The organism is Bradyrhizobium campsiandrae (assembly GCF_014529705.1).
GTDB classification, from domain to species: domain Bacteria; phylum Pseudomonadota; class Alphaproteobacteria; order Rhizobiales; family Xanthobacteraceae; genus Bradyrhizobium; species Bradyrhizobium campsiandrae.
This window is the reverse complement of record NZ_JAANIH010000005.1, coordinates 125,153-147,631: the sequence shown is the minus strand read 5'-3', so window position 1 is coordinate 147,631 and position 22,479 is coordinate 125,153. Positions and strand designations below refer to the sequence as shown.

16 protein-coding genes are annotated in these 22,479 nt (G+C 63.6%); 7 read left to right on the top strand and 9 right to left on the bottom strand.

What is annotated here, in order from left to right; translation table 11 throughout:
- Positions 1–6 precede the first annotated feature (6 nt).
- Positions 7–681, bottom strand: coding sequence for a YoaK family protein (locus G8O24_RS05660; RefSeq protein WP_188097316.1), 675 nt, complete (start codon positions 679–681; stop codon positions 7–9).
- 18 nt (positions 682–699) lie between these two features.
- Entirely contained in the window at positions 700–1,533 is an 834-nt protein-coding gene (fdhD, locus tag G8O24_RS05655; protein ID WP_188097314.1) for a formate dehydrogenase accessory sulfurtransferase FdhD, read from the bottom strand.
- A gap of 499 nt (positions 1,534–2,032) precedes the next feature.
- On the opposite strand from fdhD, the gene G8O24_RS05650 reads away from it, so the two are divergent.
- The gene (locus G8O24_RS05650) at positions 2,033–2,917 is read left to right on the top strand and encodes an SDR family oxidoreductase (RefSeq protein WP_188097312.1); all 885 of its coding nucleotides are present in this window, start codon (positions 2,033–2,035) and stop codon (positions 2,915–2,917) included.
- 162 nt (positions 2,918–3,079) lie between these two features.
- The gene (locus G8O24_RS05645; protein ID WP_188097310.1) at positions 3,080–5,977 is read left to right on the top strand and encodes an ATP-binding protein; all 2,898 of its coding nucleotides are present in this window, start codon (positions 3,080–3,082) and stop codon (positions 5,975–5,977) included.
- 578 nt (positions 5,978–6,555) lie between these two features.
- Here the strand turns inward: G8O24_RS05645 and G8O24_RS05640 are convergent.
- A complete protein-coding gene (locus G8O24_RS05640; protein WP_244645749.1) occupies positions 6,556–8,031 on the bottom strand; it encodes an ATP-binding protein in 1,476 nt (491 codons plus the stop codon).
- 115 nt (positions 8,032–8,146) lie between these two features.
- The gene (locus G8O24_RS05635) at positions 8,147–8,428 is read right to left on the bottom strand and encodes a hypothetical protein (protein WP_188097308.1); all 282 of its coding nucleotides are present in this window, start codon (positions 8,426–8,428) and stop codon (positions 8,147–8,149) included.
- Between the two features lie 252 nt (positions 8,429–8,680).
- Between G8O24_RS05635 and G8O24_RS05630 the strand changes: the two genes are divergently transcribed.
- The 3 genes from G8O24_RS05630 to G8O24_RS05620 all read left to right on the top strand — a co-directional run bounded on the left by G8O24_RS05630 (position 8,681) and on the right by G8O24_RS05620 (position 13,313).
- Positions 8,681–8,923 carry a hypothetical protein gene (locus G8O24_RS05630; protein ID WP_188097306.1) on the top strand — a complete coding sequence of 81 codons (243 nt, stop codon included), beginning with the start codon at positions 8,681–8,683 and terminating at the stop codon, positions 8,921–8,923.
- Between the two features lie 862 nt (positions 8,924–9,785).
- A complete protein-coding gene (locus tag G8O24_RS05625) occupies positions 9,786–12,638 on the top strand; it encodes an ATP-binding protein (RefSeq protein ID WP_188097304.1) in 2,853 nt (950 codons plus the stop codon).
- A gap of 177 nt (positions 12,639–12,815) precedes the next feature.
- Entirely contained in the window at positions 12,816–13,313 is a 498-nt protein-coding gene (locus tag G8O24_RS05620) for a hypothetical protein (RefSeq protein WP_244645748.1), read from the top strand.
- A 58-nt stretch (positions 13,314–13,371) separates the two neighbouring features.
- On the opposite strand, the gene G8O24_RS05615 is transcribed toward G8O24_RS05620, so the two are convergent.
- The 5 genes from G8O24_RS05615 to G8O24_RS05595 all read right to left on the bottom strand — a co-directional run bounded on the left by G8O24_RS05615 (position 13,372) and on the right by G8O24_RS05595 (position 20,994).
- Positions 13,372–14,640, bottom strand: coding sequence for an efflux RND transporter periplasmic adaptor subunit (locus tag G8O24_RS05615; RefSeq protein ID WP_188097302.1), 1,269 nt, complete (start codon positions 14,638–14,640; stop codon positions 13,372–13,374).
- Complete coding sequence (locus G8O24_RS05610; protein ID WP_188097300.1) at positions 14,637–17,819, bottom strand: efflux RND transporter permease subunit; 3,183 nt, start codon at positions 17,817–17,819, stop codon at positions 14,637–14,639. Before G8O24_RS05610 ends, G8O24_RS05615 begins: the two co-directional genes overlap by 4 nt.
- Before the next feature lie 79 nt (positions 17,820–17,898).
- On the bottom strand, positions 17,899–18,822 hold the full coding sequence (gene rpoH, locus G8O24_RS05605; RefSeq protein WP_188097298.1) for an RNA polymerase sigma factor RpoH: 924 nt from the start codon (positions 18,820–18,822) through the stop codon (positions 17,899–17,901).
- Between the two features lie 60 nt (positions 18,823–18,882).
- Positions 18,883–20,307, bottom strand: coding sequence for a sensor histidine kinase (locus G8O24_RS05600; protein ID WP_188097296.1), 1,425 nt, complete (start codon positions 20,305–20,307; stop codon positions 18,883–18,885).
- Positions 20,308–20,313: 6 nt separating this feature from the next.
- A complete protein-coding gene (locus G8O24_RS05595; protein WP_188097294.1) occupies positions 20,314–20,994 on the bottom strand; it encodes a response regulator transcription factor in 681 nt (226 codons plus the stop codon).
- Positions 20,995–21,487: 493 nt separating this feature from the next.
- On the opposite strand from G8O24_RS05595, the gene G8O24_RS05590 reads away from it, so the two are divergent.
- Positions 21,488–21,736: a hypothetical protein gene (locus G8O24_RS05590; RefSeq protein WP_188097292.1), complete on the top strand. Its 249-nt coding sequence runs from the start codon at positions 21,488–21,490 to the stop codon at positions 21,734–21,736.
- Positions 21,737–21,998: 262 nt separating this feature from the next.
- Positions 21,999–22,358 (top strand): hypothetical protein, encoded by a 360-nt coding sequence (locus G8O24_RS05585; RefSeq protein ID WP_188097290.1) that lies wholly within the window; start codon positions 21,999–22,001, stop codon positions 22,356–22,358.
- Positions 22,359–22,479 lie beyond the last annotated feature (121 nt).

The window sequence follows — 22,479 nt, the reverse complement described above, 5'->3', positions numbered from 1 at the left end:
CCTTGGCTAGTGAGCGTCGCGATGTCCGTGCGAATAGCTTGATCGCCGGCAGAGCCAGAGAACGCATGCCGACGACGCGATCGGCAGAGCAACGCTCCACATGCCGAGCCACCTCGTCACGCTGCCGCCAGCTGCGGCGCCCAGCAGAAACATCAGGCAGAGCATCAGCATGGCTCTCGCGCCGCGTGCCGTATCGCGATCGGAACCGGCGACGAGCTGATCAATGGCGCGGAGCATGTTCCCGGTGACGGTCACCGACAGATATGTCCAGCGGCCGACCAGCCTGAAGCTTGCCGATTGCAACGCGACGCCGAAGGAGATGACGAAGATCGTGATCTCATCGGGAACGCGATGAAGCAGCAGCATCGCTGCGCCCAGGCATGCGATCTCCCCGACGAGGCACCGCAGCGCCATCCGGCTGCGCACCGCCACAAGCGATCCCAGGATGAACGCCGTGAGCGGAAGCAGGTGGTGAAGCATGAGGTGCCATTGCCCGGATGCCGTATAGATCCCGAGGAAAACAACGTTGCCTGTCTGTGAACTCGCGAAGACGCCAAGCGACAGCCACGTAAAGGCGTCGAGGAAGCCTCCCGACATGCTCAGCAGAGAGGCAACCAGCAGCGACCGTTCCGGAGCGAAGGCCTCGACGGGCGTCTCCAGCGATGCGGTTTGCATTGCCATACCGGCAGATCCGCAGGGTCAGAAGCCGGCGCGCGACGCGGTCTCTTCAGGCAGCAGAACGCGACGCGGATGCGTGAAAACGCCGTATCCGTCATCGCGGGCGACGGCGAGCAGCGTGACGCCCGCCTCGTTCGCGGTCTGGATCGCGAGCGCGGTCGGCGCGGAAACGGCGACGACGACCGGCGCGCCGATCATCGCCGCTTTCTGTACCATTTCCACGGAAACACGGCTCGTCAACAGCACGGCGCCGTCGCGGGCCGAGCCACCGTCGCGGACAATGGCGCCGGCGAGCTTGTCAAGCGCATTGTGCCGACCGACATCCTCCCTGACCAGAGTGATACCGTTGCGGGGATGCCAGAACGCCGCCGCGTGAACCGACCTTGTCTGTTGATTCAATGTCTGCAGAGGAGACAACGCCTGCATGGCGCCCAGCAGGTCCCGCGCGAGAAAGACGGTACTGCGCCCATCGACCCGCGACGGCGCACGACGGGCCTGTTCAAGGCTTTCGATGCCGCACAACCCGCACCCGACCGGTCCGCTGATGGCGCGGCGGCGCGCGGCCAGGGCCGCCGCGCGATTGCCATCGAGCCACATCCGCACCTCCAGGCCGAGCTCGTTCGAGACCAGCTCGATGCTTCTGATCTCACTGGCACGGTCGACAATGGCCTCGGTGAGGCTGAAGCCCACACCGAAATCCTCGAGATCAGCCGGTGTCCCCATCATCACGGCATGGGTCGATCCGTTGTAGGTCAGCGCGATGGCACTCTCCTCGGCAACCAATCGCGACGTCGACGTCGTGCGGCCGCCGCGCCATGCGATCTCGCGATGCCGCGTGAATGTTGCCCCCCTCATCGTGGCTCACGCCGCCGCCAGCCGAGCGGTGCCTTCGCGTTCGACACGTCAGTCATCGCCTGCCCCTGTGCATATGACCAGTCCTCCGGTCATGGATCGGAACAACCGTACAGGGAGTGGCTCGGAATGATCTTTCGAGGATGCCGCGATATTGTCTCATCCGCACGATGCAGGTCTCCGGTGCGCGAGCTCGCCGCTCGGCGGCGTCTGCCGCCGGTGATCATCCGCTTGTGCGTGGCCGCCACCGCGGGCGCAATCCCTGAAAACTCAGCGCCAGTTTGCGAAGGCATGTCCCGGCTTATGTCGAACCTCGCAGGTCTATCCGGAACCGGTTTCGGGCTTTCTCGGAATTTTCCGTGCGATCTGAGAATCGCTCGCTGGGCCCGAAAGACCTGTCGTGCAACTGGCTCTATTGCGAAGGCTCTTCACGCAACGCCAGCGATCGATCGACGAACGATGCTAGCGCCCTTGCGGAAGCTGGAATGCGATTGGGACTCGAATGAGCAAAGTGATCATCGTCACGGGAGCTGCAAACAGCATCGGACGAAACACCTGCAAGAAACTGGCCCAAGCCGGCCACACGGTCTACGTTTCGATGCGGGAAACGGGGGGCTATGATGAGCACGGCATTCGGGAGGCAGGAACCAATGGCAACGTCGATCTCCGCAGTTTGGAGTTCGACGTTTCCTCGGAGGCTTCCGTGAACGGCGCCATCGACACTATCGTCGCCGAGAACAGCCGCCTGGACGTGGTCGTGCACAACGCCCGGCAGGTCATCTATGGACCAGCTGAAGCCTTGACACCGGAACAGCTTGCCGACCTCTACGACACCAACGTGCTGGGCGCGCAACGGCTCAATCGCGCCGCTTTGCCACAATTGCGCAAGCAGGGCCATGGCCTGCTGATATGGGTTTCGTCAAGCTGCGCGCGTGGCTGCTCGGTTCCTTTCCTGGGCGCATATGCCTCCTCGAAGGCCGCGTTGGATGCGCTTGCACTCAGCTATGCCGGCGAGCTCGCACGCTGGGGTATCGAGACGACGATCGTCGTCCCCAGCGCGCTCGGTGCTAGCCATTACATTCGCTCCGGCCGGCCGCAGGACACCGTTCGGGCCGAGGAATACGCGGACGGTCCAACCGCCGATTTGAGCGAAATCGCACTCTCGGGACTTGCGCAGCTTTCGGGGCAAGACCGAATGCCCCAAGACGTTGCTCACACCATAGCGGATGTCGTCGACATGCCGTTCGGACAACGTCCGCTGCGGGTTCATTTCGGTCCGGACGACGACGGAGCGGCAGCCGTCGACGCCGTCGCCGAAAGCGTTCGCGCGGAACTGCTTCGCCGGATCGGACTGGAAGACATTCTCAAGCCCACTATCATCGGATAGGAGATTCTTTGCCCCCCAAACGAAAGTGATAGCCCCAATCCTTTACGCTGAAACTGCCGGATGTTACCGTGCCGCAACGTTCACACATCTCGGTGTGCTTGTCGTAGAAGGTGACGGGTCGTGCGCCGATCCCAAGATGGCCCCCGCTCGCAAAGCAACAACATGATCGCCGCTGCTGGCTGCGCCGCATCAGATGAAGCCACGCAGGAGATCTTGGTCTTCGGGCCGTTTCGGCTCGATCCCTCGCAGAGGCGAATCGAGAGAAACGGGAGCACGCTGCAACTGTCGGGGCGCGCATTCGACCTCCTGCTCGCACTGGTCCGGCAGGCCGGCAACGTCGTCAGTAAGACGGATCTGATCGCCATGACGTGGCCGGGAACCGGGATCGAGGAAAACACCCTGCGTGTCCATATCGCCGCGCTCCGCAAGGCACTCGGAGACAGCCATGGTGGCGACAGATATCTGAGCACCGTCTCCGGTCAGGGCTACTGCTTCGTTGCTGCGGTTTCGCGCGCAGAACAGGTGCAGGCTGCACCGACCAACCTGGCCGGCGCCCACAATTTGCCTGCGCGTCTCCGGCAGATGGTGGGGCGAGAGCAAGCCATCAAGGACATCTCGGAACGGCTAACAGCCCAGCGCTTCGTCACGGTCGTCGGCCCGGGCGGCATCGGCAAGACCACAGTCGCCGTTTCCGCGGGCCATGCCCTGCTCGCCAACTTCGCCGGTCACGTCCACTTCGTTAGTCTCGGCGAGACCGGCAACGCCGCTGCGGTGCCGGCGATCGTCGCATCTTCGCTTGGGCTCCAGGCGCGATCGAATGACCCGACGAGCAGCCTCACGACTTTCCTGCGCGACAGGCGCATGCTACTCATTCTGGATTGCTGCGAGCCTGTCATAGAGGCAGTAGCCGTACTGGCCGATCGGCTCTATCAGGCCGCACCGGAGCTGCACATCCTCGCCACCAGCCGGGAGTTGCTGCGCGTCGAAGGCGAGTTCACACACCGTCTGCAGCCGCTGCCGGCCCCGCCGGAGAAGACCTTTCTAACGGCCGCGGACGCCCTCGCCTACCCTTCCGTAAGACTCTTCGTCGAGCGTGCGACGGCTGCAGGCGGCGAGTTCGTGCTGACGGATGCGAACGCCTCCGATGTCGGCAGCCTGTGCCGCCGGCTCGACGGCATCCCGCTTGCCATTGAACTCACCGCTGCCCATGTCGGCGCATACGGCACCCGAGCGATGATCCAACTCCTCGACCAGCACCTCAATCTGCTGTGGGAGGGTCGGCGCACCGCGCTGCCCCGGCACCGGACACTGCGCGCGACCATCGAATGGAGCTACAATCTTCTTTCCGAACCGGAACGCGTGGTCCTCTGCCGCCTGTCCGTGTTCGTCGGCGGCATGACCCTGGATGCCGCCCGGTCGATTGCCTCTGATACGGAGGATGACGACGCAATCCTGGCGATCATCGACGGCCTCGCCGCCAAGTCGATGCTTGCGCTGAACACCGGCTCGCAACCGCCCCGCTACCGCCTTGCGGACTCGACTCGGGCCTACGCGCAAGAGAAGCTTGCCGCCAGCGGCGACGCCGCCGCGATCTCGCGACGTCACGCCTGCTACTTTCTCGACCTCCTCGAAAAGGTGGGTGGCAAGCCGGGTCGAGACTTTGCGGCGGTGGCCGAAGAATTCGGAAACGTCCGCGCTGCGCTGAATTGGTGCTTCTCGGATCAGGGAGACCGCGGAGCCGGCGTGGCGCTCGCTGCGGCGGCGATACCGCTGTTCTTCAAGCTGTCGCTGCTGGCAGAATGCGAGCTCTGGGTCACCCGGGCCATCGAAACACTCGACGAAACCGAAGGAAGCCTCAGGCAAGGCCTCCTGCTTCACACGGCGCTTGGGGCTGCCCGCATGTTCACCGGACAGCTGGATGAATTCGGCGCCAATCACCTCAAACGGGCGCTCGAACTGACGGAAAAGATCGGCGACATCCCCGGGCAGATCCGTTTGATCGACCAGTTGCATTTGATGCAATTGTTTGTCGGCAGATTTGATGAAGCATTGCGCACAGCCAAGCGCGGTGAAGACGTTGCCCTCGCCGGCAACGATTTCCTTGCGGCGGCCCGCATGCGCGTGTTGCTCAGCATCTCCTGCCAATATCTCGGCAAGTTCGCTGCCTCCCGCTCATACGTCGAGGCGGCATTACTGCATCCGGGCCTGGATGGAGTGGTCCCTAGCGGCCTTACCCTCGAATATCCCAAACGGGCTCAAATCACGCTTGCGCGCGTTCTCTGGCTTCAGGGATATCCCGACCAGGCCGCGCAAATGGTGCGGCGAGCCATCGCGGACGTCATCGCGGAGAACCATCCGGTCATGCTCTGTCGAGCACTGCCATGGGCATTCGACGTCTTCTTCTGGAATGGTGACATGGAGGATTGCGAAGGTCATATCGATAGATTCATCGTGGAGGCGCAAAGGCACAACCTCGCCATCCTCCAGATGGTCGGCGAGGCCATGAAGGGGATCACGTTGCTGGCCCGGAACGAGACCGCTGCCGGGCTCGCCATGCTAAGAGGGGCGATCGAGAAGCTGCAGAGCCGGTCTTTCGGCGCCGTAGCGGGGCTTCGCATGCCCCTCGCCGAAGCACTTGCGGCGGCAGGTCACGGCGACGAAGCCCTGGACACCATCGATCAGGCGATTGCCCACGCCCGGCATTGCAACTTCATGATGGACATGCCCGATATGTTGCGCGTCAGAGCAGAAGCGCTGATGCGCAAGAGCCATCCGGACCTTCTCCAAGCGGAACTGAACCTCGTGCAGGCGCTCGATGTCGCCCGCGATCAGGGAGCGCTCGGCTATGAGCTTCGCGTAGCAATAGCGCTTGCGAAACTGTGGCAACGAGGCGGACGCCGCCAGGAGGCCTACGACATGCTCGCACCCGTCTATCAGCGATTTACCGAAGGGTTTCAGAGGCGCGGCCTCGCGACCGCACGGGGCTTGCTTGCCGAGCTGAGGCCTCCGGCGAACTGCGGAACGTTCCGGCGCACGGAGGCAGCAGCAACTCGCCCTTGATGCGCCAGAGCTCGGCGACATACCACCCTTCGTCCCGTGCCTCGCGGCGCGCAAGCGCCTCGTCGGCAGTCTGATCGCCGCGATAGTGCAGCGTCGTCGCAAGCAGCCGGTCCGCCATCATGCGATCGACGGTATTGCCGGCATCAGCCACGACCTCTGCAAAACGCTCCGCAAATTCAAGGGCCCTGCGGAATTCACCGGTGTTGAACTGGTCGATGGAGGCCCCACTGCGCGCGACATAGGTAATCCGTGTCACCGAGTTGCTCGGCGAGCTGAAAGGTCGCGGCCCGGGTGGGACCGGCCTCCCTCGCCCTTCCGACCCCGTACATCAACGACCAGCCGCGCGGCCGAGAGCTGCATGAGAAGCCGCAGCGCGTTCGCGGCCGTCGGATCGAGGCGCTAGCGCAAGTTCGGTCCACTCGCGACATTCGGCGAGAGAGCGACATCTGTACCCAGAGCGGGACCGCAGCCGCCGTCAACGCCGCACCCGCTTGCGTGTCTCCATCGGACGAGAAAGCCCAGTCGAGACTCGTTCGCACATTGTCGATGTGGCGACCATAGACGGCAAGCTATTCCGCCTACGGCCTCACCTCGCTGTCGGCTTCAGCTCTCGCAAAGGATGCCGAATAGTACTTCGCCTGGCGGCGGGCGGCATCGGGATATTCGCCGCCGGCATGCAGCTTCTCCAACGCATACGCCCGCGTCGTGTCGAGCAGGCGGTAGTGCGGACTGTCGCAGCGAATATCTACGAGAACGAGCGACTTTGCCACCAGCCTCGCGAGCTGCCCGGTAACGTCGCCGCGCCCCTCCCCGGCAACTGCGATCACGGCATCGAGCTGGAATTCGCCGGCGAATATACCGAGCTGCCGCAACAGCCAGGCCTCGTCACCCGGCAGCAGGTCATAGCTCCAGTCGAGCGTTGCGCGCAGCGTTTGCTGGCGCGGCAACGCCGTGCGCCGCCCGGTCGTCAGGAACTTGAACCTGTCATCGAGGAGCGCCGCGATCTTCGGCGGGCTGAGCATGGCTGCACGTGCCGCCGCAAACTCGATCGCAAGCGGAATACCATCGAGCCGTCGGCAAATGGCTGCGACGGCGCGGATGTTCTCGTCATCGGGCGCAAAGCTCGACCCCAGTGCCTTGGCTCTGCTCGTGAACAGTTCCATTGCGCTGTATGCCGAGGCGTCGGCGGGCTCGTGCCATGTTTCGGGCGGCACGCCCAAAGGGGGCACGCGATACACGAGCTCTCCCTCGACGCGCAGCGCCTCCCGGCTCGTCGCAACAATGATCGTCCCTGGACAGCGGTTGACCACCAGCTCGGAGACCTGTGCGACGGCGTCGATGACATGTTCGCAATTGTCGAGAATGAGCAGCAATCGCCGGGAGCCGATCGCGCGCGCGATGGCTTCCGGCGAAATCTCCTCGCCCTCGAGCTTGGCGCCAAGCACGCCGGCGATGGCCGAGCAGACGAGCTTGGGATCCGACAACGAGGCCAGCTCGACGAGCAACCTGTCTGCCTCGAAACCGGGCGGCGGGGTTCTGGCGGCTTCAAGCGCCAGCGCCGTCTTTCCGATGCCCCCAGGCCCGATCAGGCTCAGCACGCGATGGACCCTCAGCAGCCGCCACAAATGCGCGATCGCCGCAGTCCGGCCGATCAGATCGAATGACGCGCTAGGAATGTTGACTGACGGCGGCAACTTGCTTGCAGCAGATTGCAGCGGGGGGTCCGTATGGCGGATCCGCCACGCACCCAACAAACGATAGCCGCGGCCAACGGTGGTTGACAGCATGTCACGGTCAGCACCAAGAGCCTTTCGGATCGCCGCGATATGCACGCGAAGCGCGCTCTCCTCGACAAACACACCCCGCCAGACGCGCTCCGCCAGGTCGTTCTTTGTAACGAGCTGACCCTGCGCCTGCGCCAATTCCACAAGAATCTCGAAGGCACGCCCACCCAAAGGAACGAGCTCTCCCCTCAGGCGCAGTTCGCGTCTGGCAGGATCGATTTCCCATTCCGCACAGGTGTAGACGGGATGCTGGCCTGGCTCAGCCATCATTGGGGCAGCCCCAAGCGGTCTAGTCATTCTTTACCCAACCTACCACCAACCCAGTCGAAAGACACAGGCGGCCGGACGGCGCAGCCGTCGGTCCCTGTCTCGCGATGCGCACTCTTCAGCAACCGCGGCAGATCGATCCTTCCAGCATCTTCTCGAGCCGGGCATCATCCTTGTCGATGGTCGGGTCCGAACCGAGCAATGGCCCCTTCATCGCGTGCCCAACCCCGTTCGATCCCGGCAGCGCCGTGCCCAGCGAGTTCGTGCCCGGCGCCGCGGCGCTCGTACCGAGCGAGCCGCCGTTCTCCATCGACATGTGCGATCCCATGCCGCCGCGGGCAGACGCATCGCTAGAAAGCGCGACCAAGGCGACGAGGCAAATGGCGGAAAATAATCTCATTGCTCACACTCCACATGCTCAAACAACCTGCTCTCCACAAACGGGTATCGAACGCGTTTGACCACCCACAATCGCGCGAGGATTCTGACAACGCTGACAGACTCCTCCCGCAAGAGTGATGCAGAGCCGCCGGGATTTTCCGTCCCTCCGACCTACATAGATCTCATCAGAATAATCTTTGGAAACGCCACCAGCCGAGCAGCGATCATCGCCAAGCGTCTCTCCGCACGGAGCAAGCAATGGAGAATCGCTATGACTGCATTCAAGACCCTGATTGCCGCGGCACTGATCTCAACGGCAACGATTTCGTCCGCATCCGCAGCCTGGTCCTTCGCCGATCAGGAGCCAGCTGCCTTTGCATCGATGTATCCCGATCGCGACGTGCTGAATGGTGGCGCGCTGACGCCCGCTGGGCGAATGGGACTCGAGCGGCCGGGTGGTGCCGCGCCCGTATTCGCCGCGGGCCGCCATCTCAATAACCATCACGAGCGGTGATGACGAGCGCCGCAGGCGGCATGATGCGACGACTTCGTGCGAAGGCGAAAATGTTCGTTCAATCGACACTCCGGACGTAGCAGACCAATGCACATCTCTCGCGTGCGGGCCGAGACGTTACCGGCGTCGCTTTCTCAAGGAGATGTTCAATGACGACACTGAAGTTCTTGTCGGCTGGATTCGTGCTCGCAGCTATGATTGCTTCCCCCGCGGTGGCTCGCGAAGGCAGCGCGAAGCGTACCAATTCCGACGCATATGCCTCGGCCCAGCGCGTCCCGGTCTCTTCGAAGCGCGGCTGCACCCGTGCTCCCGACGTCGGCGCGTATGCAAGCGCTCCTTGGCGCCGACCGCCCTGCGAGCCCACGTCGGGCTACTAAGCCCCGCGAAGCGCAGCAGTCCGGTTGATGCCAACTGGAAGTTGATCGTCTCAACGGTCCGGATTTCGATCTCTCGGCGGAAGCAGCAACGGCGGCGCGCGATCGGGCCGCCGTTCCCGTGAGTGACGTGCGTATCTCTGAAGCATCCGCACTTTGGACTTTCCTGCACCGACGCTTCTGCGCGGTGTGAAGCAATCATGCTTCCATTGACAGCATCGGGCGCCGCTCGATAGTTCCTTCCATCCTGATACAGCCCGGACCGCCGTCACGAATTCGTGTATCGAACACGAGCGCGTCGAGTGCGACCATCGAGAACAAACGAAGCGCCGGCGATAGAGCAGGCCTTCTTGACTCGCTGACGGCCTTCCCTGTACGACGCTTCAAGTGCATCTTCGCTGGCGAACTGCTTGCCAAGGGTCGGTGATCTCAAGGGCGGCCTCGTGAGTCCCCCGAATCACGGCAGCAAGGTTGTGCACGGACCCTCTATGTCATCGTCGATTGATCGCACCTACGCTTTTGGACGTTGGCTGATCGATTGCCAACGGAGGGAGCTGAAATACGATGACGTCGCGGTGCCAATTGGCAGCCGCGCATTCGAAATTCTCGAGATGCTGGTCGGCTCGGCGGGTGTCCTGGTCACCAAGGACGATCTTATCCGAAGTGTCTGGTCGGGTCTGACCGTCGAGGACAATACGCTCCAGGTTCATATTTCGGCCGTCCGCAAGGCGCTGGGCGAGGATCGAAATCTGCTCAAGACGGTTTCGGGCCGCGGATATAGCCTCGGCGGAACCTGGCGAAACAGGCAGCCGGATCAACCCGCAGTTGCCCCTCTCACGGTGCCCGTCGACACGCCTTTTTCCAACAATTTGCCGAGCGTCCGCGCGCCTCTCATCGGTCGTGACGACTGTCTGAGCGAATTGACCGATGTGTTGTCCGCATATCGGGCCGTGACTCTTGTCGGCCCCGGCGGCATCGGGAAGACCAAGCTGGCCATCGAGCTCGCGCGCCGCGTCGCCTCATCCTTCAACGATTCCGTGACTCTCGTCGAGTTCGCAACCCTGCAAGATCCGGCGGGCGCCGCATCTGCGACCGCCCGTGCCCTCAAGCTCGCCTCGAATGACAAGGAAGTAACACCCGCAAGCATCGCGCAGGCTATCGGCGCGCGCCGCCTGCTTCTTGTTCTCGACAATTGCGAGCATGTGATCGAAACCGCGGCGCAGATCGCCAACGCCGCGCTTCGCTATTGCCCGAACGTCACCGTTGTTGCGACCAGCCGCGAAGGTCTTCGCATCGATGGCGAATACGTTGCTGCCGTTCCGCCGCTGTCGGTTCCTCATCCCGGCACGAAGGATCCCGAGTTGCTGCTCCGGGAAAGCGCCGTGGAGCTGTTCGTCGCGCGAACGCGGGCGCTGCGCGCGAGCTTTGTTGCGAGCGCGGCCGAGCTTCAGAAGATTGCCGCCATCTGTCGTCGTCTCGATGGAATTCCGCTCGCATTGGAATTCGCCGCAGCGCGGGCCGCCAATCTCGGAGTGGACACCGTGCTGCTCCGCCTGGACAAGCGCTTCGAACTCCTGAGCGGCGGCCGGCGCGACCAGTTGCCGCGACACCAGACGCTGCGGGCGACACTAGACTGGAGCTACGATCTCCTGCCGCCGACGGAGCAGAACTTGCTTTGCCGGCTTGCGATATTCCCGGCCGGCTTCACGCTCGATGCGGCAATTGCGATGATGGACACCCTGTCCCGGTCGGACGTCATCGAAACCCTGTTCAATCTGATCGGGAAATCACTTGTGTCGCTCGACCCCTCATTCGAGGGGCGATGGCGGCTACTGGAGAGCACGCGTGCCTACGCGCTGGAGAAGCTCGCGGGCGCAGGTCTCGTCGAGCAGGCCGCCAGACGGCAGGCCGGCTTTCTCAGGCAGATCGTTGCGCCGCTTGGCGACAGCTCTCCAGCTCCCGACGACATCTCCCGCTTCGCGCAGGAAATCGGAAACGTGCATGCGGCGCTCGATTGGGCGTTCTCGCCCAGTGGAGATACCGCCCTCGGCATCGAGCTCACGGCCGGTTTCGTTCCGGTCTGGATGCAGCTATTGTCCTTCATGGAATGCTCGGCGCGGATCGAGCAAGCACTTGCGCATTTCAGTCCTGAGTTCGCCGGCGCCCCGAAACTCAAGGCGCAGCTCTATGTCGCGCTGGGGTTTGCACTCCTGAACACCACGGGGTCGGCGGATCGCATGAAGGCGGCGCTGAGCATCGGTCTCGCGCTCGCCGAGGAATTGGCCGATCTCGAGTTGCAGCTCAAGGCAGTCTGGACGTTGTGGAGCTACAATCTCAATTCGGGTCGATACGCCGAGGCCAAGGAGGTCGGCGAACGCTACCTCGAAATCGCACTGCGCACCGGCAATCCCACCAATGAAACGGTCGGCCGCCGCCTGATCGGCGCCGCCACCCATTTCTTCGGCGCGCAGGAGGACGCGCGGCGCGAACTGACACTGTCGCTGGACCACGCGGCTCACGGGCTGGACGACGATGCGAACCAGATGTGGTTTCTGCTGAACCAGAGCGTGCTTGCGAAGGCAATGCTGGCGCGCGTGCTGTTGTTGCAGGGGAAGATCAGCCAGAGCAGATCCCTCGCGGCCGAATGCCTCCAGGAGGCTCAGCGCGAGAAGGACAAGCTTGCGATCGCCTATGCGCTGCGGAACGCGGTCTGTCCGATTGCGCTGATGACGCATGATCTCGCCGCCGCCGATCAGGCGATAGCTTCGCTTCTCGAACTCGTCACACGTGAGGGAATAGCGTTCTGGACCAGCTGGACGTCCTGCCTCAAAGGACAATTGCTGGTTCTGCAAGGCAAGCATGCCGACGGGATAGCGCTGCTGCGTTCCGGCCTGAAAGCGCGAACCGAAAACGGGTGGCTGATGCGCAATCCGGAGTTTCTCGGATCGCTTGCCGAGAGCCTGCTCGCGGGCGGCGAGATTGCGCAGGCGCTGGCCGCGGTGGAAGAGGCCCTGACCATATCGCGGCAGGGGTGGCAATTATGGTGTCTTGCCGATCTGCTGAGAATCAAAGCTGAGATTCTTCTGGCCAATGACCCGTCCGGCTCCTCGCGATCCGAAGCGCTGCTCGCCGAGGGACTATCCGTGGCGCGAGACCAGCAATGCCGCTTCTATGAGCTGAAGGTTGCGGCGGCGTGGGCAAGGATCATGGTGGGTTCGAACCGCCGGCAGAGGGCACTTGATCTCGTCGGTCGGGTCAGCGCCCTGTTCGACCAGGATATCGATCTTCCCGCACTCGCCTTTGCCCGCGCTCTGGGTCCGGCGCCTTACACCTGCCACTAGAGCTCGGTTCGCCGCGCTCGTCAGCATCCTGGCGGCAGGATTGGCGGTACGCCCGGCGTCGGCGCAGCGCCTGAAGCGTTCGCCGGCAACACGGTCGCAGGCGAAGCGAGGTTCATCGAGACGCCCTCCATACAGGCCGAGCTGTTTGGGCTCGGGGCAACGGTAGCATTGGGGTCGATGCCCGTACCACCACCGCCGCTGACATCCGCCACGATCGTCCCGGGCGCCGGGCTCATGACGACTTGCGGGATCGACAATGCCAGGGACGCAGCGCTTGCCACCTGCCCTCCAGGCGTTGAGCTGCACGCCACCGGCGCCCCCGTTCCCGCCGGCGTCGCCGCGGTGATCGTCCCGATGGCGCTACTGTTCTGCCCTATGACCGGGAGCAACGGAGCAGCGATGCCCGGCGGTGCAAGGCCCGTGGGCGATACGATCGGCGTCGCCGGCACCGGCGTTGGCGACGACGACGGCGGAGCGCAGACCACCACTGTCCCCGGCGTCGTCGGATCCGAAGCTAGCGGAACCGGCGCCAGGGTCGTATCCGGAGCACCTGACACGGTCGTTGCGGAAAACGGCCCAGGGCTGTTGAGCGGTGAGATCACGATCGCGCCCGGCACCGTCGGCAGGTACATCGCGGTGCTGCCTGTCGTTGCGACCTGTGCCGTGCACGGATAGCTGCCGAGCAGCAAGGCTAACATCATCACCAGTGCGATCCGCATCATCTGTTGCGTCCCTAGCTGGTCTCAGTCTTGCGGGCAGTGACCTTACTGCCCTCCGCCAGATTGACGGCCGGATTGAGCACGACCTGATCGCCGGGCTGCACGCCGTCGCGCACTTCCACTGTGGTACCGAAATCCCGGGAGATCGATACCTGCTGGAAATGCGCCGTACCGTTCCGCACGACCACGACATGGAGGCCGTTCTGATCGAAGGCGAGCGCGTCGGACGGGATTGTCATCGACGGCGTCCTGAGCGGGATCGATAGCTCGACCGTGCAATAGATGCCCGGACTGAGCAGGCCGTCGGGGTTGGGAACGTCAATCTCGGTCAGCAGAGTGCGGCTCCCCGGCTGCAGCGCGGATGCGATCCGCGTGACCTTGCCGGCAAACGACCGTCCCGGAATCTCGGGGACGCGGATGTCCGCATCAACGCCCGGAGCGACGCCGAATGCCTCGTCCTGCGGTATGAACACCTGGGTTCGGATCACATCGGAATGCATCATCGTGAACATGAAGGTCGAGCCCGACTGCACCAGGCTGCCATTGTCCACGTTGCGCTGCGTGACCACACCGTCGAACGGCGCCACCACACGCTGGTAGGACTTTTCCTGCTGAAGGACCCGGATCTGCGCTTCCTGCGCTGCGACGTTCGACTGGGCGACGCCAACCGCGCCCTGCTGCGCCCGCAGGGTGAGACGATCGTTGTCGCCCTGTTGTGCCGTCAACCAGCCCTGCTTGACGAGGTTGCTGTCGCGCGAATTGGTGACGTCGGCCAACTCCCGGCTTGCCTGCGCCTGTTGAAGGGCGGCCTGGTCCTGGGCGAGTGTCGCCTGCGCCTGCGCAATCTGCTGATCCAGCTCCGGCGCAGTGATTTCCGCGAGAAGATCGCCCTTCTTCACCCGATCTCCAATATCGACGTAGCGCTTCTCGACGTAGCCGCTGGTTCGCGCAAAGATGTTGGCCGCCTCGAATGCGGTCGTCGTCGCCGGCAGGCTGACCTTCATCAGGTTCCCGCTGGGCTTGACCATCGCAACCCGAACCTCGGGAACGTTGGTCCGAATCTGCTCCGCCACTGCGGCAACGTCACGCGCGGCCTCGTAGTGCCGCCATCCGCCAACGCCGAGAGCGCCTATGAGCACAACGAGTACGCCTCCTCCGAGCAGTGCACTATAACGGCGTCCGGATCGTGTGGCCTTGCTCGGCAGCTCCACGACCCGCAGGCTTTCCTTCCCAGGACGGTCGTTGGCCTCGTCGTCATTGCTCCTTGCGCGAACATCGCTCATTCCGGTTGCTCCTCGAATACGCCATGGCGAGGCTTGCCGTCATTGCCCTTGCGCAGCATGGCAAAGAGACAGGGCACGATCAGCAAAGTGGTCGGGGTCGCGAACAGCAGGCCGCCGATGACCGCCCGCGCGAGCGCCGCATTCTGCTCCTCGCCAGGCCCGCCGATCGCCATCGGAATCATGCCCACGATCATCGCCGCCGCGGTCATCAGCACAGGCCGGATTCGCGTGCGGCCCGCGCTCAACGCTGCTTGGAAGGCCGAATGGCCCTTCAACTGCTCGTCGCGTGCGAAGGTGACGAGCAAGATGGAATTTGCGGAGGCAACGCCGATCGCCATGATGGCTCCCATCAGCGATGGCACGTTCAGCGTCGTGCCGGTGATGAACAGCATCGTAACGATGCCACAGAATGTCGCCGGTAGCGCCAGGATGACGACGAAGGGATCACCAAAATTCTGGTAGTTCACGACCATCAGCAGGTAGACCAGGATGGCTGCAAACACCAGGCCAAGTCCGAGATCGCGGAACGACTGATGCATGCTCTGGATCTGTCCGAGAACCTGGATCGAATTGCCCGGCTGAAGCTGCTTCTGCAGCGTGGATGTCACCTTCTCGATGTCGGCCGCGACACCGCCGAGATCACGGCCCTGCACGCTGGCATAGATGTCGTACACCGGCTGGACATTGGCCTGGTTGGAATTGGTCGGAACGGTGCCCCGTTTGAAGGTCGCGACGTTGCTGAGGAGGCCCGGCACCGTCTGCCCGCTCGCAGCGAGCGAGGCCGACACTGGCGTGTTGCCCAGGGCGTTCAGCGAATTGGCGCGGTATTCGGGCGTCTGCACGGCCAGGTAGTATGGAATGCCTGACGCTGGATCGGTCCAGAAATTCGGAGAGACCTGCGCGGACGACGAAAGGCTGACATTGATGTTGGTCGCCACCGTGCTCGCATTGAGGCCGAGTTGCGCGGCGCGGGTACGGTCTATGTCGGCATAGAATGCGGGAGCATCGACCTCCTGCTGCAGGTGCGCATCGACGACGCCGGGGATCGCGGCAAGACTCTTCTGCAGCTCCTTGGCGACGGAAAGATTATTGTTGCCGTAACCGACCGTTCGGACATCGATCTGTGCGGGGAGACCGAAGTTCAGGATCTGCGTGACGATATCGGCCGCCTGAAAATAGAAGGTGTCCTCCGGGTATTCCGTCGGCAACACCTGCCGCAGCTTCTTGATGTAGTCCGCAGTCGGCTTGTGTCCGTCCTTCAACGACACGAGAATGGTGCCGTCGTTCACCCCGATCGTCGAGCCGTCCGCGAAGGCGAGATTGTACGCCCGCGCCGGCAAGCCGATATTGTCGACGATCAGTGCCCGGTCGCGCTCCGGGATGACGTCGCGGATCTCGTCCTCGACCGCCTGGAAGATCGCCTCCGTCCGCTCGATTCGCGTACCCGCGGGCGCACGAACATGGAGCTGGATCTGCCCGCCGTCGATCAGGGGATAGAAATCTCGTCCGACGTAAGTGAACATGGTGGCTCCGAGCGCCAGCACCGCCACGGCGACGATCGGAACGATGGCGCGATGTCGCAGCAGCCGCAGCAGGAGATCGGAATAGCCATCGCGCAGGCGCTCGAAGGCGCGCTCGAACGCCGCGGAAGCGCGCGCGAAGACGTTTGACGGACGCTCGCCCTCTCCATGACGCCGCTCGCCCTTCAGCAGCAGACCGATGGTAATCGGCGTCAGCGTTCGCGACAGCCCGTATGATGCCAGCATGGCGAACACCACGGCGAGGCCGAGCGGTGTGAACAGGTATTTGGCCGGGCCCTCGAGAAACACCACAGAAGTGAACACGCAACTGATCGCGAGTGTCGAGACCAGCGTCGGCACCGCAATCTCCGCGGCCCCATGCAGGGTCGCGTCCGGCAGCGGCATGCCTTCCTCGGTCCAGAGCCGGTGCGTATTCTCGATCGTCACGGTCGAATCGTCGACGAGGATACCGACCGCAAGAGCCAGGCCGCCGAGCGTCATCGTGTTGAGGGTCTCGCCGAGGAAATAGAGGGCGATCAGAGAGCACAGCATCGCAAGCGGGATCGAGATCAGGACGACCAGCGTCGATCGCCACGATCCCAGAAACACCAGGATCATCAGCGCCGTCAGGCCGGCCGCGATCGCGCCTTCGCGCAACACGCCATCGACAGAGTGAGTGACGAAGATCGACTGGTCGAACAGCTCGTTGATCTTCATGCCCGCCGGCGCCGCCGCGCGGATCGATGTAAGGGCCGCTTTCACACCGTTGACGACGGCGAGCGTGGAGGCATTGCCGTTCTTGATGACGCTGAGCAGGACGGCGCGATGGCCGTCCTCGCGGACGATGTTCTGCTGGACCTGGGCGCCGTCGCGGACCTGGGCGACGTCCTTCAGGAAGATCGTGGCGCCGTTTGCGAACTTGACCGGGATCATATTGAGATCGTGGATCGTCGCCGGTGTCGCGTTGGTCCGAACGGTGTACTGGGTGTCACCGATCTTGGTCGTACCGGTCGGCAGCGTCAGGTTCTGGGTGTTCACCGCATTGACGATGTCGAGCGGCGTCAGCCCGCGCGACAGCAGCTTGTTCGGATCGATATCGACCATAATCTGGCGATATTTGCCGCCCGCGGGCGTGGGCAAGGTCACGCCAGGCACCGGTGCCAGTTGCTGGCGAACCCTATAGATGCCGAAATCATAGAGCTGCTGCTCGTTCAGGCTGTTGGATTCGAGGCTGAGCTGCAGCACAGGCACGCTGGAGGCATTGAACTGCACGATGATCGGCGGCTGGATGCCGGGCGGCATCAGGGCGCGAATGGCGTTGGTCGCCGAGACGATCTGCGAGATCGCAAGATCGAGATTCACGTCCGGCTGAAAGTAGATCTTCTGAATCGACAGGCCGTTCAGGGTCTGCGCCTCGATATTCTTGATGCCGTTGACATTGGCGCTGATCGAGTACTGGCTGTAGGTGCTGACGCGCTGCTCCATCTCCGGCGTCGAGAGGCCGGTGTAGCTCCAGATAACCGTGACGACGGGAATCCGGATCTCCGGAAAAATGTCTGTCGGCATCGAGCGGATGGCGATGCCGCCGAGGAACAGAATCAGTGCCGCGAGCACGTAGAACGTGTGCGGAAGCCGCAGAGCGAAACGGACAATTCCCATGATGGTCTGCCTGGAGCAAGATTGCGCAATTCGTCGGACAGGTGAGGACGGCCGGACCTCCGTTCAAATGAAAACGAATTCAGTCGCGGCATGCGACGGCGCGCGACGCATCCTGCGCGGCGAGCATCACGGTCCGCTTGACCTTGGCGAAGGCGCGTAGCTCGATCTGCCGAACCCGCTCACTGGATATGGACAGCTCCCGGGCGAGCTGATCGAGCGTCACCGGGCATTCCGCCAGTCGCCGCGCTTCGAAGACACGACGGTCCCGCGGCGCGAGCCCGTCCAGTGCAATACGCAAGGCTTTGCTGCGCCGCTCGGTCTGGTCGTGGTCGGCAAGCGACGTCTCCGCATCAACCGCTCCATCGACCAGCAAGGCTTCCAGCTCGGTTCCACCGTCCTCGTCACCGACGCGCGCGTTCAGCGACATGTCACCATTGAGCCGCGCATCCATTTCGATCACCTCGCGCGCCGTCACCTCCAGCCTCGCGGCGATCAGTTCGGCGACGTCGGGCGTGAGCCCCGCCATCACGCTCCCGGTGGCTTTCCTGATCTCGCCGCGGAGCCTGAAAAACAGCTTCTTCTGGGCAGCCGTCGTCCCGATCTTGACCAGAGACCAGGAGCGCAGGATGTATTCGTGAATGGTGGCCTTGATCCACCAGATCGCGTAGCTGGAGAACCGCGCGCCGTGGCCGGGTTCGAACCGCGACGCAGCGATCACGAGACCGAGATTCGCTTCCGCGATCAGGTCCACCAGTGGCAGACCGTATCCTTTGTAACCTCGCGCCAGCTTGGCGGCGAGCCGAAGATGGCTGGTGACGAGCGCATCCGCGGCGCGCGGATCCCGCGTTTCCTGCCAGCGACGCGCCAGCTGCTGCTCCTGACCCGGCTCAAGCATATCGAAGCGCCTGATCGTCGCCGAGTAAGCATTCAGGAACGGAATCGACACCGATGCGGTCGGCGCGCCAACAGGATCGCGCCTCACGACTTCATGGCTCGTCTGCATTTGTCACTCCAATCGCCCTGGCCGGCAGTTTGATCTCGAAAGCATTGCGCGCCATTTGCCTCATCCCATCTGGCACGCGTCTGCGTGGAGCAATGCGCGCGACCGGCGCGTGTTGGACCTGCCCGCCCTCCTGGCCCAGGCAAGGATCTCGATCCGACCACCGGGCGCAGGGCCGATGATCAGCCGGAAGCCATGCAGCTTGACGATCGCGGCCACCAGGCTCAGTCCAAGCCCGACGCCGGGAGTGTTGCGCATCTTGTCGGAACGGTAGAACCGCCGCAGCACGGCCTCGCGCTCCTGCTCGCTGATGCCGGGGCCGGTATCGCTCACGCGCACCAGCACGGTGTCGTCCTCCGCTTCCAGGGTGAGCTCCACGCACCCGCCTGACGGCGTGAACTTGATGGCGTTATCGACGAGATTGGCGACCGCCTCGAACAACAAATCCCGGTCACCCCACACCTGCACGTTGCGGGCGGTGACGGCACCAAGCTCGACATGCTTGTCCTCGGCGATCGGCTCGTAAACGTCGCATACCTCCCGCAGGATCTCGTCGAGCGCGACGTCGCCAAAGCCCGCCACGCGGCGGTTGTTCTCGATCTCGGTGAGACGCAGCAACGCCGTGACGATCGCAAGCGACTGGTCGATGCCGGCAATAGCCTTGTCCGTGATGTCCTGGAGGTGCTCCAGCGTACCCGCATGCGTCCGCCCGCGCTCCAGCGCCAGGCGGACGCGGGTCAATGGGGTCCTGAGATCATGAGCGATGTCGTTGCCGACGCCGGCGAGCGCATTGATCATCATCTCCATCTCGTCGAGCATACCGTTGACGATCCTGGCCAATCGCGCAAACGGATCGTCCGTTCCACCCTCCGGAAGCCGCTCACGCAGCTCGCCAGCCACGATGCGTTGGACCCTCTGGTTGACCTCCTCCACGCGTCTCTGGGCACGCAAGCTCAGCCAGGCACCCGCGAGCAGGCAGAGGCTGAACGCCGGCAGCAGACCCAGGGCGAGCGCCTGCCCCACCACGCTCGAGATCTCGCGCGTCTCGTCGACGTTCCGTCCCATCACCAGAACGTCGCCGCCATCGAGGCGCCAGCCGGCCGCCCTGACCGCCGGCACATGGACCGCCGGCTCTTTGAACAGATCGAGCCGCACGCCCTGCACCGCTCCATCGAGTCCCAGCTCGCGCGGCACGCGGTCGATATTGCCGGCAATGCGGGCGCCACCGGCATCAAACAATCCCGCATACTGCACGCCCCTGGAATCCTGCGCGAGATGATCCGCGATGGCGGTGATGCGGCGTGCGGAGGGCAACTCCGCGACGAAGCGGATCTGCGTCGCGATCATGCGATCGGATCGCGCGACCAGATAACCATCCAGCTTCCAGTAGATGAACGCGAACAAGGCGACCACGAAAAGCGCGAAGGCGGCCGCCACGGCGAGGGCCCAAAGGAACGTGCTGGAGCGGATCAACTGGATGTGCATCATTCGCTCCTATTGCCGCGATCGGAGGACGAAGCCGGAGCCGCGAACGTTGTGGATCAGCTGCGTCTCTCCGGGACCGTCCACCTTGTGACGCAACCGGCCCATATGCACGTCGATCAGGTTAGTGGTCGCCGGAACGAACTTGTAGTTCCAGACCTCCTCGAGCAGCATCGCGCGCGTCAGCAACTGGTCGCTCCGGCGCATCATGTATTCGAGCAAGCGAAATTCGCGCGGCAACAGCTCGAGCCAGCGCTCGCCGCGGCACGCGGTCCGCTCGATCAGATCGAGCTGCAGCGGCCCGACATGCAAGATGGTCTCACGACTTTCCGTCGGCCGGCGCAGCAACGCCTCGATTCGCGCCACCAGTTCGATGAGCGCGAACGGCTTGGTGAGATAATCATCCCCACCCATCCGCAGCCCTCGCACCCTGTCATCCACGGCGCCGAGCGCGCTCAACACCAGTACGGGCGTCCTGACCTGATCCTTGCGTAGCGCCTCGATGACGGTCAGCCCGTCCATTCCCGGCAGCATGCGATCGACGATCATGGCGTCGGGACTCGACGCACGGGCCCGATCGAGACCGTCGACGCCGTCGCCAGTCCACTGCACCTCGAAGCCACGATCGGCGAGCTCGGCGACAATCGCCTCGGCGGTCTCGGTGTCATCCTCGATCAGCAGAATCCGGCTCATGATCGTCGTCCCACGCTCCGCGCGACGCTTTGGTGGGCGGTGGGAACGCTCGGGCTCGGCGGCGCGCTGTGTCACGTTCGATGCCCGCCCGCTTCGAACGCACGCCGTTGAGACCGTCCGATGCCGGCCACCCGCGGCATGACGACGTAAATCGGCAGCGGCAGGGGCGCCATTGAATTACAGTTCATGATGTCGGCTCGGCGCCTTGCGAACAGCGCAAGTGCAGAGGCGATCCATCTTCCCAATGTCGTGATCATCTTTTCCGGTCCCCGCTGCGAACTTCGCTGGATCGAACATATGTCGTCAAACGCACGCGCTGTAGTTTCAGGGACCACGGATGTTATGCATTCGCACGATCGTGCTTGCTGCGCGGCATTGGCTCACAGCCGGTTGAACCGCGGTGAACGAATCGTGCGTTTGAATCGCGATCGATTGCTCACACCTCGATGACGAGCCGGCTGGTTCGGCCTGAAGTCATCAATGGAGAGAGCGAATGACCACGTCCAAATTGTTGTCGATGGGATTGATCGCAGCCGCCATGCTCGGAGGCCCCGTCATGGCGCGCGAGCATCATCGCGTCGTGCAGCAGCCCGCGGTGGAAGCCGACACGGTCGCAACGAACGCGCCATTCTACTATCCGGGCGAACGCGCCTGCATTCCGGCCCCCCGCGTCGGCGCCTTTGCCACCGCGCCGTGGACCGGCAACAACGTGCCGTGCGAGCCGGGCACCGGCAGCTACTGATCACGTCGACGCGATCGGCCGTGCACCGGCACCGGCCGCCGCTTGGAACGACAGGGGGCGGGCTGCTCCGTTCAGCCCGCTCCCTAGCGCGCGTCGCGGCCAGGCGCGGCAAGATCACCTTCACGGGCGGCGCGGCTCATCTATGACTGCGAATTCAGTTGGATTGCCGCGTGTCGCGCCTACCTCTCACCCATCGCTGACCCGGTCATCGGCAGCCTCGCGCACAGCATGGCCGGGCAGCACAACACGAGAGGAGCCTCCCATGAAGCGCACGATCATGATTCTGGCAACAGCGGCACTCGCCTCGACACTCGCCATCGGCGCAGCCAATGCGCATGGCGGTGGTGGTGGTCACGGCGGCGGTGGCGGCTTCGGCGGCGGACATGCGGGCTTCGGCGGTGGGCATTTCGGCGGCATGGGCCATGAGGGCGGTTTTGGTGGCGGTGCCCGGTTCGGCGGAGAGCACCTCGGCTTTGGTGACCATACCGCCGGTCTTCGCCAACACGCGTTTCACAGCTACGGCCGCTACCGGCCGGGCTATGGGTTCTACGGCGCCTATCCGGATTGTTACGACTGGTACGAGTTGCATCCCGGCCAGCCGCTGCCGCTGAGCTGCAGCTAACTCCACGTACCTTGATCCGGGTTGGCCAAGGCGCATTGCCGCCCGCATCGCAGATAGAGCTGATGACACGTGTCGAAGCCCCGGTCATGCAGGAGAATGGCGCTCGAAGGCTCTATTCGGG

What these genes read in the sequence shown, in the direction of transcription:
- G8O24_RS05610 (WP_188097300.1), bottom strand. Translation starts at nt 17,819, where the DNA reads ATGGGAATTGTCCGTTTCGCTCTGCGGCTTCCGCACACGTTCTACGTG.
- G8O24_RS05590 (WP_188097292.1), top strand. Translation starts at nt 21,488, where the DNA reads ATGACCACGTCCAAATTGTTGTCGATGGGATTGATCGCAGCCGCCATG.
- G8O24_RS05600 (WP_188097296.1), bottom strand. Translation starts at nt 20,307, where the DNA reads ATGATGCACATCCAGTTGATCCGCTCCAGCACGTTCCTTTGGGCCCTC.
- rpoH (WP_188097298.1), bottom strand. Translation starts at nt 18,822, where the DNA reads ATGCAGACGAGCCATGAAGTCGTGAGGCGCGATCCTGTTGGCGCGCCG.
- fdhD (WP_188097314.1), bottom strand. Translation starts at nt 1,533, where the DNA reads ATGAGGGGGGCAACATTCACGCGGCATCGCGAGATCGCATGGCGCGGC.
- G8O24_RS05645 (WP_188097310.1), top strand. Translation starts at nt 3,080, where the DNA reads ATGATCGCCGCTGCTGGCTGCGCCGCATCAGATGAAGCCACGCAGGAG.
- G8O24_RS05585 (WP_188097290.1), top strand. Translation starts at nt 21,999, where the DNA reads ATGAAGCGCACGATCATGATTCTGGCAACAGCGGCACTCGCCTCGACA.
- G8O24_RS05640 (WP_244645749.1), bottom strand. Translation starts at nt 8,031, where the DNA reads ATGATGGCTGAGCCAGGCCAGCATCCCGTCTACACCTGTGCGGAATGG.
- G8O24_RS05615 (WP_188097302.1), bottom strand. Translation starts at nt 14,640, where the DNA reads ATGAGCGATGTTCGCGCAAGGAGCAATGACGACGAGGCCAACGACCGT.
- G8O24_RS05660 (WP_188097316.1), bottom strand. Translation starts at nt 681, where the DNA reads ATGGCAATGCAAACCGCATCGCTGGAGACGCCCGTCGAGGCCTTCGCT.
- G8O24_RS05650 (WP_188097312.1), top strand. Translation starts at nt 2,033, where the DNA reads ATGAGCAAAGTGATCATCGTCACGGGAGCTGCAAACAGCATCGGACGA.
- G8O24_RS05620 (WP_244645748.1), top strand. Translation starts at nt 12,816, where the DNA reads ATGCCCGTACCACCACCGCCGCTGACATCCGCCACGATCGTCCCGGGC.
- G8O24_RS05635 (WP_188097308.1), bottom strand. Translation starts at nt 8,428, where the DNA reads ATGAGATTATTTTCCGCCATTTGCCTCGTCGCCTTGGTCGCGCTTTCT.
- G8O24_RS05595 (WP_188097294.1), bottom strand. Translation starts at nt 20,994, where the DNA reads ATGAGCCGGATTCTGCTGATCGAGGATGACACCGAGACCGCCGAGGCG.
- G8O24_RS05630 (WP_188097306.1), top strand. Translation starts at nt 8,681, where the DNA reads ATGACTGCATTCAAGACCCTGATTGCCGCGGCACTGATCTCAACGGCA.
- G8O24_RS05625 (WP_188097304.1), top strand. Translation starts at nt 9,786, where the DNA reads ATGTCATCGTCGATTGATCGCACCTACGCTTTTGGACGTTGGCTGATC.